Here is a 15,263-nt window from a genome sequence, read left to right on the forward strand (position 1 = left end):
TTTTTCAATCAATCGCTCGATGGTTTACATGCCATTGGTTGACGACAGGAGGATGGGCAGATGAAGGTGATTGGATACGGCCGCGTTTCGACTGGCCGACAAGAGGTTTCGCTTGACGTGCAGCGCGCAGCGGTCTAGTCGGAGGCGGCGCGTCGCGGGTGGGATGACCTGATGTGGCTGGAGGACAAGGGCATCAGCGGCGCGACGGTCAACCGAGCTTCCTTGCGGGCAGCACTGGCACTGCTCGAAGCCGGGCAAGCGGAGGCGCTGGTCTGCACGAAGGTGGACCGTCTGTCGCGCACGGTGGCAGACTTCGCCGATCTGCTCTCTACCGCGCAACGGCAGGGATGGAACCTGATCGTGCTGGACCTGGGCATCGACCTTGCGACACCGATGGGACGCGCAATGGCGCAGGTCGCAGCGGTGTTCGCCGAGCTGGAACGATCGATGATCGGGCAGCGAACGCGAGAAGCGCTGGCCGTCAAGCGGAGTCAAGGAATCCGGCTCGGCAGGCCAGCGACGACGCCCTCCGACGTGATCGCCCGCGTCCTGCGCGAACGGGCGAGCGGAGCGACGCTGCAAGCCATTGCGGACGGGTTGAACGCTGACGACGTGCCGACCGCGCAAGGGGGAGCGAGTTGGAAGCCTGGGACAATTGCTGCGCTACTCAGACGCGCCGCTGCCTGACTCATGCCACGACAAAGGTCCGCTACTCGCTTGAGTGGCGGACCTTTGCGTTGCGCGCGAGCGGTTTACGCCCGCCATAGGATCGTCACGCGCGCCTCGAGGACCGCGAGTTGATGCGCTCGCTTGCGATCAGCGAACTCCTCGGCGGTCTCCGACTTGCGATGGTGCAGCGTGTAGGGCATACCCTCGGGGTAAGGCCCAATGACGATTCTGTCGATCACCGCGCCGAGGATGGCGTTGCGCCGGGCGACGGTCTCGTCCTCCCAGTTGGCGCGCAACTGCTCGACCGACTCGATACCAGCGAGGACGGATGAGCGTGCCGCGTCGAGGAGTTGAGCCTCGTTGGAGGCGATCCGGCTGGTGATCCGCTCGCGCTGACGAACGTATCCCGTCTTATCGCCGTCGAACAGGCCGTCATAGTAGTCGTCCTCGAGTCGTCGCAGCGCGTGGTGATCCTTGTCGATGGTTGCGCGTAGCGCCACGTGTTCGTCGCTGACCTGCTCGTCGGGTTCAAGCGCGGGAGTGTCGAGGCGGGCAAGTGCGCCCTCGACCACCCAGGTTTCCAACGGCTCGCGGGCGATTCGCGAACTGTTCGTGCAGCCCTTGGTGCGCGACATGGCACAGACCCAACCACGCGTGCCGCGCCCACCGCTGTAGACCGAAGCGACCATTGACCGACCACAGCCACCGCAGCGCACCAAACCGGACAGCACGTACTTGCCTTTGCCTGGTCCTTCGCCGAACCCCTTGCCTGTGCGGGCGGGATCCGAGAGCAGTGTCCGCAGTTTGTCCCAGTCGTCCTTGGAGACCAGGGCGGGCCAGTCCGCAGGGTACAGCTGGCCGTCATACTCGCGCATCGCGATGATCGTTGGCGTCATCAGCGCACGCTTGAGCGGTGAGCTGCGCCACGCGTTGCCGCGGTTGGTCTTGCGCCCTTCCTCGTTCCAGCGCTTGACAATCGAGTTCAGGCTGCCGCCGCTGAGTAGGTGCGCGTATGCGTCCCGTAGCATCGCCGCGTGCTCGGGATGCTCGCGCAAGGTCAGGACTTTACCGTCCTCGTCCTTGACCAATTCATAGCCGAACGCTGCGCCTGCTCCGTGGTACTTCCCTTCCTGCGCACGTTGTTTCGCTGCGCGCTTCACGCGACGGCTCGTGTCCCGACTCGACTTGTTCGCATGTGCGACCTCGCCGCGCGCCGAGTAGATGCCGTGGTCGGTGTCCAACTGCATGTTGCCCGTCGAGGACTTGATCGCCCGCCCGAATTGCTCGGCGATTTCGATAAGGTTCTCCAGGTCACGCGGTTCGCGTGCGACCCTGTCGAGGTCATACGCGATCAGACCGTCGTGCTCGCCGCGGCGTAATGCTGTGAGCATCTGCTCGAACACAGGCCGTACGTTGCGACGGACCTTGGACCCGTCGGGTAACTCGACGGTGGTTTTCCTCCATGCGGAGGTGTCGTTGTCCACGTACACGTGGGTGACAGTCCAGCCCAGATCAGCGGCGAGTTCCCGGCAGTCCTGCTCCTGGCGCTCGACGCCGACCATACGGTCGTCGCGGTCCGAGCTGATGCGCACGTAGATGGCGGTTCGTTCGTTCATAACCTCGAAAATACGCGGCGCTGTACTGTCTGTGACACTTTGACCATTCGGTGATGTGATGCACCGCGGTCAAGGTGGCCGGTGCGTCGCAGCCGGGTCGGGTGCAGCCATGCGAGGCGGCGTGCCACCCCGACCTTCCGGGCGCCGTTGACGCGGCGGGCGGCGTCGGCGGCGGAGATCGGCAGGGTGCCGATGAGGAAGTCGTTGATCGAGCGGCACCCACCGACATTCAGGTTCGGGGAATCACCGTCCAGTCCGCCGCGCCCCGGTCCTCGCTGCCGGGCTGCTTTCACTGTCACCTTCCCGGTTTCCGAATCGTCATACAGGTGACGGGACGGAGTTCGGTGCCCGGCTCTCGTCGCCGCGTCCCGACCTACCAACCCGTTCCGATTCCCAGGACTGTCGGACGGAGAGACTCATGGTCACCACATACATCGCAGTCACCGTCGTCGCCGCCATCGTGATGGCGAGTGCTGCCGGGCTGAGCTTGCTTCAGCACAACTCGGTCCTGGCCGCAGCCGACGTCGTGGAGGTACCTCGGTCGTGGATGCCCCGATTGGGTGTACTCCTCGGGGCAGGTGCAGTCGGACTGATCGCGGGGTTCGCGGTCCCCGTGCTCGGCGTGGCCGCGGCGGTCGGTCTCGTGCTTTACTTTCTCGCAGCCGCCGGGGCCCACATGCGGGTGCGCGACCACGATCCGCGGCGGATTGCGAACGTCCTCACGTTCCTCGGACTCGCGATCGCTGCCCTCGTCTCGGGCCTGCTGTACCACGCCCCGTGGTGATTCGCCGGTCCGTCCTCGGGCCGGAGATCGGCCTCGATTGCAGAGCCTGGTCCGGCGCGGTCGCCACCGGTCGGATCGTTCGGTGAGAGACCTACTGGCGCCTACACCGGGAATTCCCGTTTCGGGAGCTCTGCCGTGCCCGCGAGATCAGCTCTCCCGACGGTGGCTGTCCGGCCGCCCGCGAGCCCGCCGACTGCGGCCCATTCCGCGGCCAGCGCAGTCGCATCGACCTCGTCTTCCTCGGCGTCGGTGAGCGTTCGCGTGGGTGTGCGCACGGTGGCGAACACCAGGAACGCGGCTACCGTGGCGGCGACCGCGGCGAGCCCGAACGCCGCGACATAGGCGGTCTGTTTCACGAAGCCGCCCGCGGTGACTTGCGTCGCAAGCAGAGTGGTGACCAATGCGCTGCTCAGCGAGCTGCCGACGGTGCGCGCGATGGAGTTGATGCTGTTGGCGACGCCGGTTTCGTCGGCCCGGACCTCCGCGACGAGCAGTGCCGGGAGCGCTGCGTAGGCGAGGCTGACGAAGATCGAGACGAGAATCCCCGAAACGATGATGTGCCAGCTGCGGTCGTGCAGCACGGCGATGAGCACGAACCCGGCCGTGCCGATCACACAGGACACACCGAGCACTCGCTTCGCGGTGAAACGGTGCACGAGGCGGCCCGCGAGCGCCGCTGCAGCCACCCCGACCAGTGCGCCCGGCAGCATGTACACGGCGGTCGCTTCGAGCACCGTCGAACCGAATCCGTAGCCCGCGGCGGAAGGTGTCTGAACGAAGTACGAGGTCGCGAGGAAGTTCACGAACATCGCGACTCCGACGAGCAGCGCCGCCAGATGCAGCACGAGCACGGGCCGGTGGGTGAGCATGCGCGGCGGCACGAGTGGCTCGTCGACGCGGAGTTCGAACGCGAACCAGCCGGCGAGCACGGCCAGGCCGCCGGCCGCGCACAGCAAGGTCGCCGGTGAACCCCAGCCCCACGTGCCGCCCTCCGACAGAGCCAGCAGCGCGAGGGCCAGACCGATCGACAACAGAACCGCGCCGGCCCAGTCGATCCGTCCGTGTGCGGCCGCGGCGCGTTTCGGGACGACGACCAGCGCCAGCACCAGCCCGACGATGTTGAACACCACCACCAGCCAGAACACCCGCCGATAGTCGGTGTCGCCGGAGACGGTCGCGCCGGTGAGAACCATGCCGACCGCTCCGCCGACCCCCATCGTTCCGGACAGCAGACCCATCGCGCCGACGAGCCGATCCGGTTCCATCTCCTCGCGGAGCACCGCGATCCCGACGGGGAACAGCGCGAACGACGCACCCTGCAATACGCGTCCGGCGACGAGCAGTGCGAACGAATCGGTGACGGCGCACAGCAGCGAACCGGCGAGCACTACGCACAGGATCCCGACGAGGACGGCGCGTTTGCCGCGCAGGTCGGCGAGGCGCCCGAGTACCGGGGTTGCGACCGCCGCGGCGAGCAGATTCGCGGTGAGTAGCCAGCCGGAGGCGGTGGTGCTCACGTCGAGCTGGTCGCGGATGGTGCCGACGATCGGCACCACTACGGTCTGCATCACCGCGACGGTGGTGACGACCAGGCACAGCGCGGGCAGCAACAGTCGGGTGCGCACAGCGCCGGGTCGTTCCATTCGCTGACCGTAGCAGTGCTAAAGACCTGTGCGCCTACGGAAATCCGGCAGGCAGGACGTGGCGGTGCCAAGGTATGTCCGTGACACCGCGCATTCTCACGACCCGGGAGCTCGGCCGCGCCACCCTCGCGCGCCAGCACCTGCTGCGTCGCAGCGACCTCGAGCCGCTGCCGATGATCGAGCACCTGCTGGGTTTGCAGGCGCAGGCACCCGTCCCGCCCTATCTCGCGTTGTGGACCCGGATCCGCGGCTTCTCCGCCGATTTCCTGTCCGAGCTGATCGCCTCCCGCGCGGTCGTGCGGATCGTGCTCATGCGCGGCACGATCTTCGCGGTCTCGGCGGCCGACGCGGCTGCGCTGCGTCCGTGGGTGCAGCCGCTGCTCGATCGCGACCTCGACGTCAACACCGCCTATGCGTCCGCGCTGGCCGGGGTGGACCGCGACGCCCTCGCCGCGGCCGGCCGCGACCTGGTCCGCGACGTGCCGCGCAGCCAGCAGGAGCTGCAACCGCTGCTCGCCGAACGATTCCCGGGCCGCGACCCGAAAGCCCTCGCGCACGGGGTGCGCGGGCTGGTGCCGATGGTGCAGGTGCCGCCGCGCGGTCTGTGGGGCCGGTCCGGACAGCCGCGGCTGGCCGCGCTCGACGAGTGGACCGGTCGCCCGCAGGCAGTGCCCGACCCGGACTCGTTGCTGCTGCGCTACCTCGGGGCGTTCGGTCCGGCGAGTGTGCGGGACGCGCAGGCGTGGTGCGGGCTCACCCGGCTCGACGAGGTGTTCGAGCGGCTGCGTCCGCGGCTCGAGGTGTTCCGCGACGAGCGCGGCGTCGAACTGTTCGACCTGCCCGACGCCCCGCGCCCCGACCCCGCGACCCCCGCCCCGGTGCGCATTCTCGCGCCCTACGACAACGTGTTGCTCTCGCACGCCGATCGGTCCCGGCTGATCTCCGACGAGAATCGGCGCCGCATCATGACGCAGAACGGCATCGTCAAGCCGGCGGTACTCGTCGGCGGGACCGTCGCCGGTATCGCCGATCTGAACGTCACGAAACACGCTGCGGCACTGAATATCACACCGTGGCGGAGATTGACGGCATCGAACCGGTCCGCCCTCGAAACCGAAGGGCTTCGGTTGCTGGACTTCACGGCGCCGACGACCGGCGACCATCGGGTGCGATTCGTCGGCGACGACCACTGACCGGGCACAGGACACCCATCGCGCGGGCGTAGATTGCAGGAGTGACCGACGCCGTGCTCCCCGCAGTCCGAGCCCACCTGACCGGCCATGTCTCCGGATCGTCCGGCACCGAACCGGAATCGGCATCGGTGACGTTCCTGGGCCTCGAACCCATCGAGGTGCTGCGCTACCGATCGGACGACTCCGGGGTCACCCGGTTCGTCACGCTCGGCTGTTCCCGGCACCCCATGGGCGATCCCGCGGCGATGGTCGCCGATCCGACGCGGGGACCGCGCGCCGAGCTGATCCTGAGTCTGCGCCACGCGGAGGGTCTCACTGCCGGCGTGCACCGCACCCTCGCGATCCTGGCGGCGCTGCCCGCCGTCGAGGGTGTCGTGCTGACCGATGACGCACTGCTCGATCTCGGCGAACCGCTGTGGGAGAACGCGCCGTTCACCGCGGTGCTGCTCGGCCCCAGCGACGTTCCCGACCTGGTGTTGCCCGAGCCCGCCGATCCGGTCCGGTTCTTCGACGCCGTGCCGCTGACCGGGACCGAGGCGGCGTGGAAGCGACTGCGCGGCGCCGGCGCGCTGCGCGATGCGTGGACCGAAGCCGGTATCGACGTGCGCGACCCGAACCGCGGGCAACCTGCGATGTGACCCGATCCACTCCCGGCAGGGGATGTGATCCGGCTCGCCGCTGCTCTACAGTCGCGTCCATCCGATCATCACGGGAGGTACGGATGGACAAGGACGTCGTCGTCGTCATCGGCGTGGGCGGCATGGGGCTGGCGATCGCTCGCCGGCTGGGCAGCGGCCGGAAGGTTCTGCTCGCCGATTTCAACGAAACCACCCTCGCGGCGGCGGGCGAAACACTGCGCGGTGAGGGCCACGACGTCACGGAGCAGACCGTCGATGTCTCCGAACGTGATTCGGTCGTGGTCCTGGCGGACGCCGCGGCCGGCCTCGGGCGCGTCACCCACATCGCGCACACCGCGGGACTGTCGCCGGTGCAGGCGTCCACCAAGGCGATTCTGCGCGTCGACCTGCTCGGTGTCGCGCTCGTCCTCGAAGAGTTCGTACGCGTCGTGGCGTCCGGCGCTGCGGGTGTCGTCATCGCCAGCATGGCCGGGCACATGTCGGGCGGCCTGCCCGCCGACCAGGAGAAGGCGCTCGCGACCACCCCGACCGACGATCTGCTCGACCTGCCGTTCCTGGCGCCCGAGACACTGGGGCATCCGGCGATGGCGTATGTGGTCGCCAAGCGCGCGAACGCGCTGCGGGTCCAAGCGGCCGCCGCCGCATGGGGCGCGCGTGGCGCCCGCATCAACTCGATCAGCCCCGGCGTCATCTCCACCCCGATGGGACAGGAGGAACTCGCGGGCGAATCCGGCGCGAACATGCGCGCGATGGTCGAGATGTCCGCGACCGGTCGTCTCGGCACCCCGGACGACATCGCCGCCGCGGCCGCGTTCCTGCTCGATCCGCAGGCCGGTTTCGTCACCGGCACCGACCTTCTCGTCGACGGCGGTGCCGTCGCTGCGGTGCGCGCGGTCGGCTGGGCCGGCTGACGGCTACCGGCCGACCCGGCTACTTGGGCACGACGACCCCGACCGGACCGCCCCCGAGACACACGGCCGGTCCGGTCGCGGGGGAGCGCACCTGCAGTCCGGTGCCGCCGCCGGGGACCCGGACGTAGACGGTTCCCGGCCCGGACTCGACCGAGACCCGGGTATGGGCCGCGCCCGGGAAGCCGGCCTCGATCTGCCCGGAACCGGCCGCGAGATAGTTCAGCTGCACGGTCCAGTCCAGTTCGATCATCGGGCCGTCCAGCGGCAGCACGACGGTCGTGCCCGGTGAAAGCCGGTACCCGCAGCCCGATTCCGGCCCCGGCGGCACCCACCGCACGGCGAACAGGTCGGCGGCGACGAGCGCGCCGGAGTCGTCGAGCACCGCCAGATCGTCGACACTGTCGGTGATCTCGGCGCGACCCGGCAGCGCCGAGAACACCGACCCGAGAAGATTGTGCGGGTGGGTGACCGGCAGCAGGACCCACACCGACACCGGATGGTCCAGGATCGGCACGTCCGGGTGCGCGGTCAGCGCGGTGCGGGCGGCGGCGAGATAGTCGCCGGTCGGATTGTCGACCCAGCTCCGTGTGAACGTCACGGTGGACCACAGCGAACCGACCGTGAACGCGACCGCGCAGATCGCGGCGACGAGAGGGGCGGCACCGGTCGGTGCACGACGCGGCGGGGCCCGCAGGACCAGCGCGGCCGCGATCGCGCCGACCACCGCCGAGTCTGCGAAATAGCGCAGCGTCTGGGCGAGCTCGTAGGTTGTCTCGGCACCGAACCGGGTGCTGATCATCGCCGCGAGCGAGGCGATCACGTACGCGAGGGTCGCGGCCCACACCCATCCGGTTCGCCGACGACGACGCAGGCTCCACACCAGCGCCGCGACCACCGCAGCCCAGCCGACGACGACCAGAACCATCGGCGGTGTCGCCCACGGCGGGCTCGGATTCCAGCGTTCCCACAGCCAGGGCCCGCCGAGCAGCGTCGGCACCAGCCCGTACGAAAGCCCGTGGTGTGTCAGCCCGGACACCATCGCGAGATCCGGCACCCCGAACCGGGATTCGACGACGCTGACGTAGCAGGCCGCCCATCCGGCGAACAGCGCTGCCGAGCCGATCCACAGCATCCGCCCACGCCGGGCCGCGAGTCGCACCGGCCGCGGCCGGCCGTCGACCCGGTACGCGAGCGCGACGGTCGCGAACGCGACGAACGGCACCAGGATCGACTTCTCGAAGAACAGCAGCGCGATCGCGGTGACCACGATCGCGGAGAGCACGTAGCGGCGTCGTCCGGTGCGGGCCAGCAGCAGGGCGTCGCCCGCGACCCACGCCAGCGCCGCCTGCAGCGGCAGGGCGTTGAGCCCCGCGGCCCACCACGCAAACGCCGGCAGCGTCAGCGGCGTGAACAGGTAGAACAGCAACGGTCCCCACAGAACTCGGCGTGGGCCGAGCAACAGCCACAGCACCCGCAGCACCGCGAGCGATGCCACCGCCTGCCCGACCACCAGCGACACCGCGGCGGGCCACCACTGCAGCGGCGCGACCGCGCCGGCGAGGGCGGCGACGGCGAACGCGCCGGGCATGAGGTGCCCGTCGTGGTCGTGCAGCAGCAGATCCGCGGACCACAGCGGATACGTGCCCGCGCGGCCGATCAGGATCAGATCGTCCCAGTAGAGTTCGCCGGTCGCGGCGACGACCGCGCGTAGCGCCACCTGCACGGCGACGAGCGCGAACCCCACACCGAGGACCAGGCGTACACGATCCCGCCGGTCCGCCGACGCGGCCCGGGACGGGTCGAGCACGGCCGTGGTCAAAGCCACTTGTTGTGCCGGAACGTCAGGAACAGTCCGACGGTGATCGCCACGATCACCCCGATGACCGAGTAGTAGCCGTACTCCCAGTGCAGTTCCGGCATCTCGTCGAAGTTCATGCCGTAGATGCCGGCGATCATCGTCGGGACCGCCGCAATCGCGACCCACGCCGAGATGCGCCGCATGTCGGTGTTCTGCTGCACCGTGACCTTCGCGATCGCCGCATCGAGCAGGGTACTCAGCGTTTCGTCGAACGTCGCGATGCGTTCGGCGACAGTCGTGTGGTGATCCGCGACGTCCCGGAAGTAGCGGCGCACGTCCTTCGGGATCGGGTTGCCCGGGGCCCGGGTGAGCTGATGCAGCGGCGCGGCGAGCGGCACCACCGCGCGGCGCAGTTCCACAATTTCGCGTTTGAGCAGATAGATCTGCTCGACGGCGATGCGGGTGCTGGGAGTGAAGACGAGTTCCTCGAGGTCGTCGACGTCGGGTTCGATCAGGGTGGTCACCGCCAGATACGAGTCCACGACGTGGTCGGCGACGGCGTGCAGAACCGAGGCGGGTCCCAGCGCCAGCCGATCGGGCGACTGTTCGAGCCGGTGCCGGACCTCGGACAGGCCGGAGTGGTCGCCGTGCCGCACACTGACCACGAAATCGGATCCGGTGAAGATCATGATCTCGCCGGTCTCGACGATCTCGCTGGTGGTGGTCACCGATTCGTGCTCGACGTAGTTGACGGTGCGCAACACCAGGAAGATCACGTCGTCGTACCGCTCGAGCTTGGGTCGCTGATGGGCGTGTACGGCGTCCTCGACCATCAGTTCGTGCAGCCCGAACGTCCGGGCGACGCTCGTCATCTGGTGCTCGTCGGGTTCGTGCAGGCCCAGCCACACAAACCCCTCGCCGCGGCGGCGGACCTCGGCGAGTGCGGCGGAGTGTGTGTACCGGCCGGGCAGTCGCCGCCCGTCGACGTAGATCGCGCAGTCCACGACGGCGCGTTCGGCGGGCACAGGAATCGGCCGGGGGGCGGGATCGCGGCGGGACGGCAGGCTCGGCATCGGTTCCCTTCCGCGCGGCAGCTCGGGCCCGGCAATGCTAACCCGCCGGCCGACGCCCGAGCCGTCGCCCTGAGCGGTTGTACCGCCCCGGCCTGACAGACTGGTGTGGTGCGCATCGATCTGCATTCTCATTCGACGGCTTCCGACGGAACGGACACACCGGCGGATCTCGTCCGGACCGCCGCGGCGGCGGGACTCGACGTCGTTGCGCTGACCGACCACGACACGACCGCGGGCTGGGACGAGGCGGTCGCGGCCTTGCCGTCCGGGACGACGCTCGTGCGTGGCATGGAGATGTCGTGCACCGGCCGCGGTGAGGACGGGTATCCCGTCGCGGTGCACCTGCTCGCGTACCTGTTCGATCCGGCCGACCCGCTGTTCGCCGCGGAACGGGAGCGCCTGCGCCGCGAGCGGGTTGCCCGGATCCGTGCGATGGCGTATCGGATGGCCGAGGACGGCCTGCCGATCGACCCGGAGAGAGTCGTCGAGGCCGCGGGTCCTGTGGCGGGGCGGCCCCACCTCGCGCGGGCGCTGGTGGAGGCCGGGGTGGTCCCGACAGTCGGTGCAGCGTTCACGGATCTGTTGTCGCCGCGGGGTCGCTACTACGTGCCCAAGGACGACACCGCCCTCGAGGATGCGGTGCGCATGGTGACGGCGGCCGGGGGAGTGACGGTGCTCGCGCACGCCCGCGCGCGGGCGCGGGGCCGGTTGCTGGCCTTGGACCATGTCGAGGAGCTCGCCGAGTACGGACTCGGCGGGCTCGAGGCCGAGCATCCCGATCACGACGCCGCGGATGTGCGGTTGATGCGGGACATGGCGGCGAACCTCGACCTGTTCGTCACCGGGTCGTCGGACTATCACGGTGCGAACAAGGACATCGGGATCGGCAGGTTCACGACGCATCCGGCGGCGCTCGAGGAACTGGTCGCTCGCGCATCGGGTGTCGAAGTGGTCGCCGGATGAATGCGTGGGGCCGGCGCGGCGGGGGACCGTACGACGAAAACTACGACGACGAGTACTACGACGACGAGTACTACCAAAGCGAGTACTACGGCGACAATTACTACGCCAGTGAGTATTCCGATGCGCCGACCGAGGTTTTCGATCGCGCCGGGCGACGGCGGGACAACGTCGTCGTGCGGGCAGTGCGGGCGCTGTCCGGGCTCGTGTGCGGAGCGGTCGTGGTTCTCGCGATCGTCGTGGGCATCGCGCAGTACCTCAGCGGCAATCGCGGCGTGCCGGGACCGGGCGCCGAGTCGGTGGGGGCTCACGTGGTCGCCGCGATCGTCGTGATCGCGGCTCAGCTGTCCGCGGACCGTCGTCGCGGACCGGCGGTTCTGCTCGGATCTGCTGTGGTATTCGTCACTGCCGTCTTCCTGATGTTCACGCAGTGGTGGGGATGATTTCGGGTATCTTCCCCGCTACCCGTCGGTAATTCGTCCGTTACGTGGACAACACCCGGTGAATCGTCGAAACTCACAGGTGGAACGCTCGAAAAGTGAGACCTTCGCAATGAGTGGCGATTTGATTGTTCCGTTGTGAAGGTGGCAAACTTGCGGCCAATCCGGCACCGGAACTACCCCCCGATGGCGGACGAAAGATGGCAGACCCTGTTCATCCAAAGGGCTCGTCGCCAGGGCTCACCCGCCCACGGCGCCATCACGCTCCGGAAGTCGTACAGCGTTGTACAGCGGTAATCGTGATCGCGCCCGGACGCTTCATCCATTTTGTCCTCGGCGAAGCATCTGCGAACGAAATGCAAGTCGTCGCAGCTACTTCGCAGTAACCGCGACCCGGGTGGTCACGGAATAAGCAGGAGTGTCATCGTGTCTATCGTGTCCGACGCACCAACGCCCCGCAAGGTCGAACTGACCGACGAAGAGATCTTCGACGCGCACATCGACGGGAAGCTGTCCGTCGAGCTCACGTCGCCGCTCGAGAGCCAGCGCGACCTGTCGATCGCGTACACCCCGGGTGTCGCCCAGGTCAGCCGCGCGATCGCCGCGGACGAGACCCTCGCGGCCCGCTACACCTGGACCAACCGACTCGTGGTCGTCGTCAGCGACGGCACCGCCGTGCTCGGTCTCGGCGACATCGGCCCGCGCGCCTCGCTGCCGGTCATGGAAGGCAAGTCCGCGCTGTTCAAGAAGTTCGCGGGCCTGAATTCCATCCCGCTGGTGCTCGACACCAAGGATCCCGACGAGATCGTCGAGACCCTCATCCGGCTGCGTCCGAGCTTCGGCGCCGTGAACCTCGAGGACATCTCTGCGCCTCGTTGCTTCGAGATCGAAAAGCGCGTCATCGAGGCCCTCGACTGCCCCGTCATGCACGACGATCAGCACGGCACCGCCATCGTGGTGCTCTCCGCGCTCATGGGCGCCGTCAAGGTTCAGAACCGAAACATCGCCGACCTGCGCGTCGTCATCTCCGGCGCCGGCGCCGCCGGTGTCGCCTGCACCAACATGCTGCTCGCCGCCGGTGCCACCGACGTCGTCGTGCTCGATTCGAAGGGCATCGTCTCCCGCGAGCGCAAGGACCTCGGCCCCATCAAGGCCGACCTCGCCGAGCGCACCAACCCGGCCGGACGCCACGGCGGGCTCATCGAGGCACTCGCCGGAGCCGACGTGTTCGTCGGTGTCTCCGCGGGCACCGTGCCGGAGGAGATCGTCGCGACCATGGCCGACGACGCCATCGTGTTCGCACTGTCAAACCCGGATCCGGAGATCCACCCGGAGGTCGCGAGCAAGCACGTCGCGATTGTCGCGACCGGACGCAGCGATTTCCCGAACCAGATCAACAACGTGCTGGCCTTCCCCGGCGTGTTCAAGGGCGCGCTCGACGCCGGTGCCCGTCGCATCACCGAAGGCATGAAGCTCGCTGCCGCCGAGGCCATCCTGTCGGTTGTCGGCGATGAGCTGGCGATCGACAAGATCGTCCCGAGCCCGCTCGATCCGCGCGTTGCACCCGCCGTCGCCGAGGCCGTTGCGGCCGCGGCGAGGGCAGAGGGTGTCACCGAATAGCGGCATCGCACCGCACGCCCCGGACGGAGCCCACACCAGGGCCCCGGACCGGGGTGTTCGGCGTTGCCGGGCGGTACGCGAGGATGACACGGTGACGACGAACTCGAAGCGCACGGCACGCGGCAGAACCCTGATCGCAGCGGCGGCATCGATCACGGCGGCCGTGTCGACGGCGCTCGCCGGGTGCGCCTCACCGGTCCTCGACGACGCTCCCGGGCCGTCCGGCGTGGTCGTCGGTGCGGGCGCCGGGACCGACGGTGAACTCCTCGCCCACCTGTATGCGGGGGCGTTGCGGCGCACCGGAATCGACGTGACGGTCCGCGATCCGGGTGACCGAGCCGGGGCACTCGCCGCGCTGGACTCCGCCGAGGTCACGCTCGTTCCCGGCTACACGGGCCGCCTGCTCCGGTACTTCGAACCGGCCGCACCGCAAACCGACGCCGAGGACGTGTTCACCGCGCTCGGCCGGGCGCTGCCCACGGACCTGACGGTCGCCGACTACGCGACCGCTCAGGACCGCGCCGTTCTCGTGCTGAGCGACGCGACCTCGACCGCGCTCGGTGTCACGGATATCGACGCGATCGCCGGCCGCTGCGCCGAACTCACGGTCGCGGCGACCGCGGCGTTCACCGAGTCCGGGGGACTCGACGCGCTTGCGTCCGTCGGATGCGTGCCCGCCGCAGTCGAGCAGGTCGGCGACGCCGAGGCCGTGCGCGCAGCGAGAGGGCGCGGTGCGCTCGGCGCGCTCACGACCGCGTCACCCGCGCTCGTCGGGGCCGACGTCGTCGCGCTTGCCGACGCTCCGGACCGCTCACCCGGTGAGGGCGAGACCGGGGAGGACACGCGGGCGCCGGTGTTCCCGGCGCAGAACGTCGTCCCGTTGTTCCGGCGGGACGTGTTCGGGGAACGCCAACTCGACGCGCTGAGCATGATCGCCGGCGAACTCACCACCGCCGACCTCGCCGGCATGCTCGGCCGGGTCGACGCAGGCGAGGACTCAGCGGCCGTCGCCGACGAGTGGCTCGGCGAGCATGTGTGAACGCAGGAACGCACCCAGATCGACGATCGCCTCGGCGGCCTCGCGGACCAGCGACGCCTGCAGGTGCGCGACGTGCCACAGTCGAGGCTGTTCGGTGACCCGCACGTCGACGCCCGCCGCCTGCAACCGCCGCGCGAATTCGGAGACCTGCGGGTAGAGCACCTCGGTCGTGCCGACCTGGATCAACGTCGGCGGCAGCCCGCTCAGGTCGCCGCGCATCGGCGCGAATCCGGGATCGGCCGGGTCGCCGCCGCCGAGGTACGCGTCCGCGGACGGGAACACCCACCCGGTCGTGAGGACCGTGTCGCGGTCGAAGGGCACCGTGCGGGAGCCCGGATCCACCCACGGCGACAACAGGCCCAGCGCTGCCGGGGTCACCCCGTGCCGGTCCGCGAGCCGTCGGGCCGTCGCGACCGTCAGGCCGCCACCGGCGGAATCGCCGGCGATCGGAGTGCTCGCGGCGTCCACGCCGTGTTCGGTGATGAGCTCGAGGTACGCGGCGACCGCGTCGTCGAGCGCCGCCGGATATGGATTCTCGGGGGCGAGACGGTAGTCCAGGACGTACACCGCCGACCCGGTCGCTGCCGCCAGGTGCGCGGCGAGGGACCGATGCGTGGCCGGTGACCCGGCCGTGTAGGCGCCGCCGTGCAGGTACAGCACCGCGGTGCGCCGCTCGGTCGCGCCGACCGTGATCCGTTCGGCCGGCCGGCCGGCGAGGGCGGTCTGCTGGACCACCGTGCCCGACGGCAGCGTCTGGATCGGCGCCGCCAGTTCGAGCAGCCGCCGCCGCATCGGATAGGACAGCCGGGGGTTGAGCGTGAGCCGGTACATCGGACGCAGGGCCGCGCGGACGAGCGGCAGCGGGAACTGGGGCATGTC

Annotated in this window: 14 protein-coding genes and 1 pseudogene; 10 read left to right on the top strand and 5 right to left on the bottom strand. The window is 69.2% G+C overall.

All coding sequences use genetic code 11. From position 1 onward, the window contains the following. Window positions 1-156: 156 nt before the first annotated feature. Window positions 157-486: pseudogene (locus RZ1_RS31620) on the top strand (recombinase family protein); the annotation flags it as partial. Between the two features lie 48 nt (window positions 487-534). Beyond that, window positions 535-687 (top strand): recombinase family protein, encoded by a 153-nt coding sequence (locus RZ1_RS31625; protein WP_280522814.1) that lies wholly within the window; start codon window positions 535-537, stop codon window positions 685-687. 65 nt (window positions 688-752) lie between these two features. Here RZ1_RS31625 and RZ1_RS05585 read toward each other — a convergent pair whose 3' ends face one another. Then, on the bottom strand, window positions 753-2,285 hold the full coding sequence (locus RZ1_RS05585) for a recombinase family protein (protein WP_072809952.1): 1,533 nt from the start codon (window positions 2,283-2,285) through the stop codon (window positions 753-755). A gap of 418 nt (window positions 2,286-2,703) precedes the next feature. Between RZ1_RS05585 and RZ1_RS05595 the strand changes: the two genes are divergently transcribed. Continuing rightward, window positions 2,704-3,069, top strand: coding sequence for a DoxX family protein (locus RZ1_RS05595; RefSeq protein ID WP_072809955.1), 366 nt, complete (start codon window positions 2,704-2,706; stop codon window positions 3,067-3,069). A gap of 101 nt (window positions 3,070-3,170) precedes the next feature. On the opposite strand, the gene RZ1_RS05600 is transcribed toward RZ1_RS05595, so the two are convergent. Then, on the bottom strand, window positions 3,171-4,712 hold the full coding sequence (locus RZ1_RS05600; protein ID WP_072809957.1) for an MFS transporter: 1,542 nt from the start codon (window positions 4,710-4,712) through the stop codon (window positions 3,171-3,173). A gap of 80 nt (window positions 4,713-4,792) precedes the next feature. On the opposite strand from RZ1_RS05600, the gene RZ1_RS05605 reads away from it, so the two are divergent. From RZ1_RS05605 to RZ1_RS05615, 3 genes are all read left to right on the top strand, one after another. Continuing rightward, on the top strand, window positions 4,793-5,905 hold the full coding sequence (locus RZ1_RS05605; protein WP_083583542.1) for a winged helix DNA-binding domain-containing protein: 1,113 nt from the start codon (window positions 4,793-4,795) through the stop codon (window positions 5,903-5,905). Between the two features lie 41 nt (window positions 5,906-5,946). Further along, on the top strand, window positions 5,947-6,543 hold the full coding sequence (locus RZ1_RS05610) for a suppressor of fused domain protein (protein ID WP_072809960.1): 597 nt from the start codon (window positions 5,947-5,949) through the stop codon (window positions 6,541-6,543). An 83-nt stretch (window positions 6,544-6,626) separates the two neighbouring features. Beyond that, window positions 6,627-7,454, top strand: a complete 828-nt coding sequence (locus RZ1_RS05615; RefSeq protein WP_072809961.1) for an SDR family oxidoreductase — start codon at window positions 6,627-6,629, stop codon at window positions 7,452-7,454. Between the two features lie 19 nt (window positions 7,455-7,473). Here RZ1_RS05615 and RZ1_RS05620 read toward each other — a convergent pair whose 3' ends face one another. Further along, the gene (locus RZ1_RS05620; protein ID WP_373863692.1) at window positions 7,474-9,279 is read right to left on the bottom strand and encodes a hypothetical protein; all 1,806 of its coding nucleotides are present in this window, start codon (window positions 9,277-9,279) and stop codon (window positions 7,474-7,476) included. Beyond that, window positions 9,270-10,325 (bottom strand): magnesium/cobalt transporter CorA, encoded by a 1,056-nt coding sequence (gene corA, locus RZ1_RS05625; RefSeq protein WP_072809963.1) that lies wholly within the window; start codon window positions 10,323-10,325, stop codon window positions 9,270-9,272. Before corA ends, RZ1_RS05620 begins: the two co-directional genes overlap by 10 nt. Window positions 10,326-10,433: 108 nt before the next feature. Here corA and RZ1_RS05630 point away from each other — a divergent pair, with 108 nt between their 5' ends. From RZ1_RS05630 to RZ1_RS05645, 4 genes are all read left to right on the top strand, one after another. After that, on the top strand, window positions 10,434-11,288 hold the full coding sequence (locus RZ1_RS05630; protein WP_072810008.1) for a PHP domain-containing protein: 855 nt from the start codon (window positions 10,434-10,436) through the stop codon (window positions 11,286-11,288). Then, the gene (locus RZ1_RS05635; protein ID WP_072809964.1) at window positions 11,285-11,728 is read left to right on the top strand and encodes a hypothetical protein; all 444 of its coding nucleotides are present in this window, start codon (window positions 11,285-11,287) and stop codon (window positions 11,726-11,728) included. Before RZ1_RS05630 ends, RZ1_RS05635 begins: the two co-directional genes overlap by 4 nt. 423 nt (window positions 11,729-12,151) lie before the next feature. Then, window positions 12,152-13,345, top strand: coding sequence for an NAD(P)-dependent malic enzyme (locus RZ1_RS05640; protein WP_072809966.1), 1,194 nt, complete (start codon window positions 12,152-12,154; stop codon window positions 13,343-13,345). 91 nt (window positions 13,346-13,436) lie between these two features. After that, window positions 13,437-14,384, top strand: coding sequence for a glycine betaine ABC transporter substrate-binding protein (locus tag RZ1_RS05645; RefSeq protein ID WP_072809967.1), 948 nt, complete (start codon window positions 13,437-13,439; stop codon window positions 14,382-14,384). Here the strand turns inward: RZ1_RS05645 and RZ1_RS05650 are convergent. Then, a complete protein-coding gene (locus RZ1_RS05650) occupies window positions 14,343-15,260 on the bottom strand; it encodes an alpha/beta hydrolase (protein WP_072809969.1) in 918 nt (305 codons plus the stop codon). The genes RZ1_RS05645 and RZ1_RS05650 overlap by 42 nt on opposite strands. Window positions 15,261-15,263: the final 3 nt, after the last annotated feature.

This window comes from Rhodococcus zopfii NBRC 100606 = JCM 9919 (genome assembly GCF_001895025.1).
GTDB lineage: Bacteria > Actinomycetota > Actinomycetes > Mycobacteriales > Mycobacteriaceae > Rhodococcus > Rhodococcus zopfii.

What these genes read in the sequence shown, in the direction of transcription:
- corA (WP_072809963.1), bottom strand. Translation starts at nt 10,325, where the DNA reads ATGCCGAGCCTGCCGTCCCGCCGCGATCCCGCCCCCCGGCCGATTCCT.
- RZ1_RS05635 (WP_072809964.1), top strand. Translation starts at nt 11,285, where the DNA reads ATGAATGCGTGGGGCCGGCGCGGCGGGGGACCGTACGACGAAAACTAC.
- RZ1_RS05595 (WP_072809955.1), top strand. Translation starts at nt 2,704, where the DNA reads ATGGTCACCACATACATCGCAGTCACCGTCGTCGCCGCCATCGTGATG.
- RZ1_RS05600 (WP_072809957.1), bottom strand. Translation starts at nt 4,712, where the DNA reads ATGGAACGACCCGGCGCTGTGCGCACCCGACTGTTGCTGCCCGCGCTG.
- RZ1_RS05650 (WP_072809969.1), bottom strand. Translation starts at nt 15,260, where the DNA reads ATGCCCCAGTTCCCGCTGCCGCTCGTCCGCGCGGCCCTGCGTCCGATG.
- RZ1_RS05615 (WP_072809961.1), top strand. Translation starts at nt 6,627, where the DNA reads ATGGACAAGGACGTCGTCGTCGTCATCGGCGTGGGCGGCATGGGGCTG.
- RZ1_RS05585 (WP_072809952.1), bottom strand. Translation starts at nt 2,285, where the DNA reads ATGAACGAACGAACCGCCATCTACGTGCGCATCAGCTCGGACCGCGAC.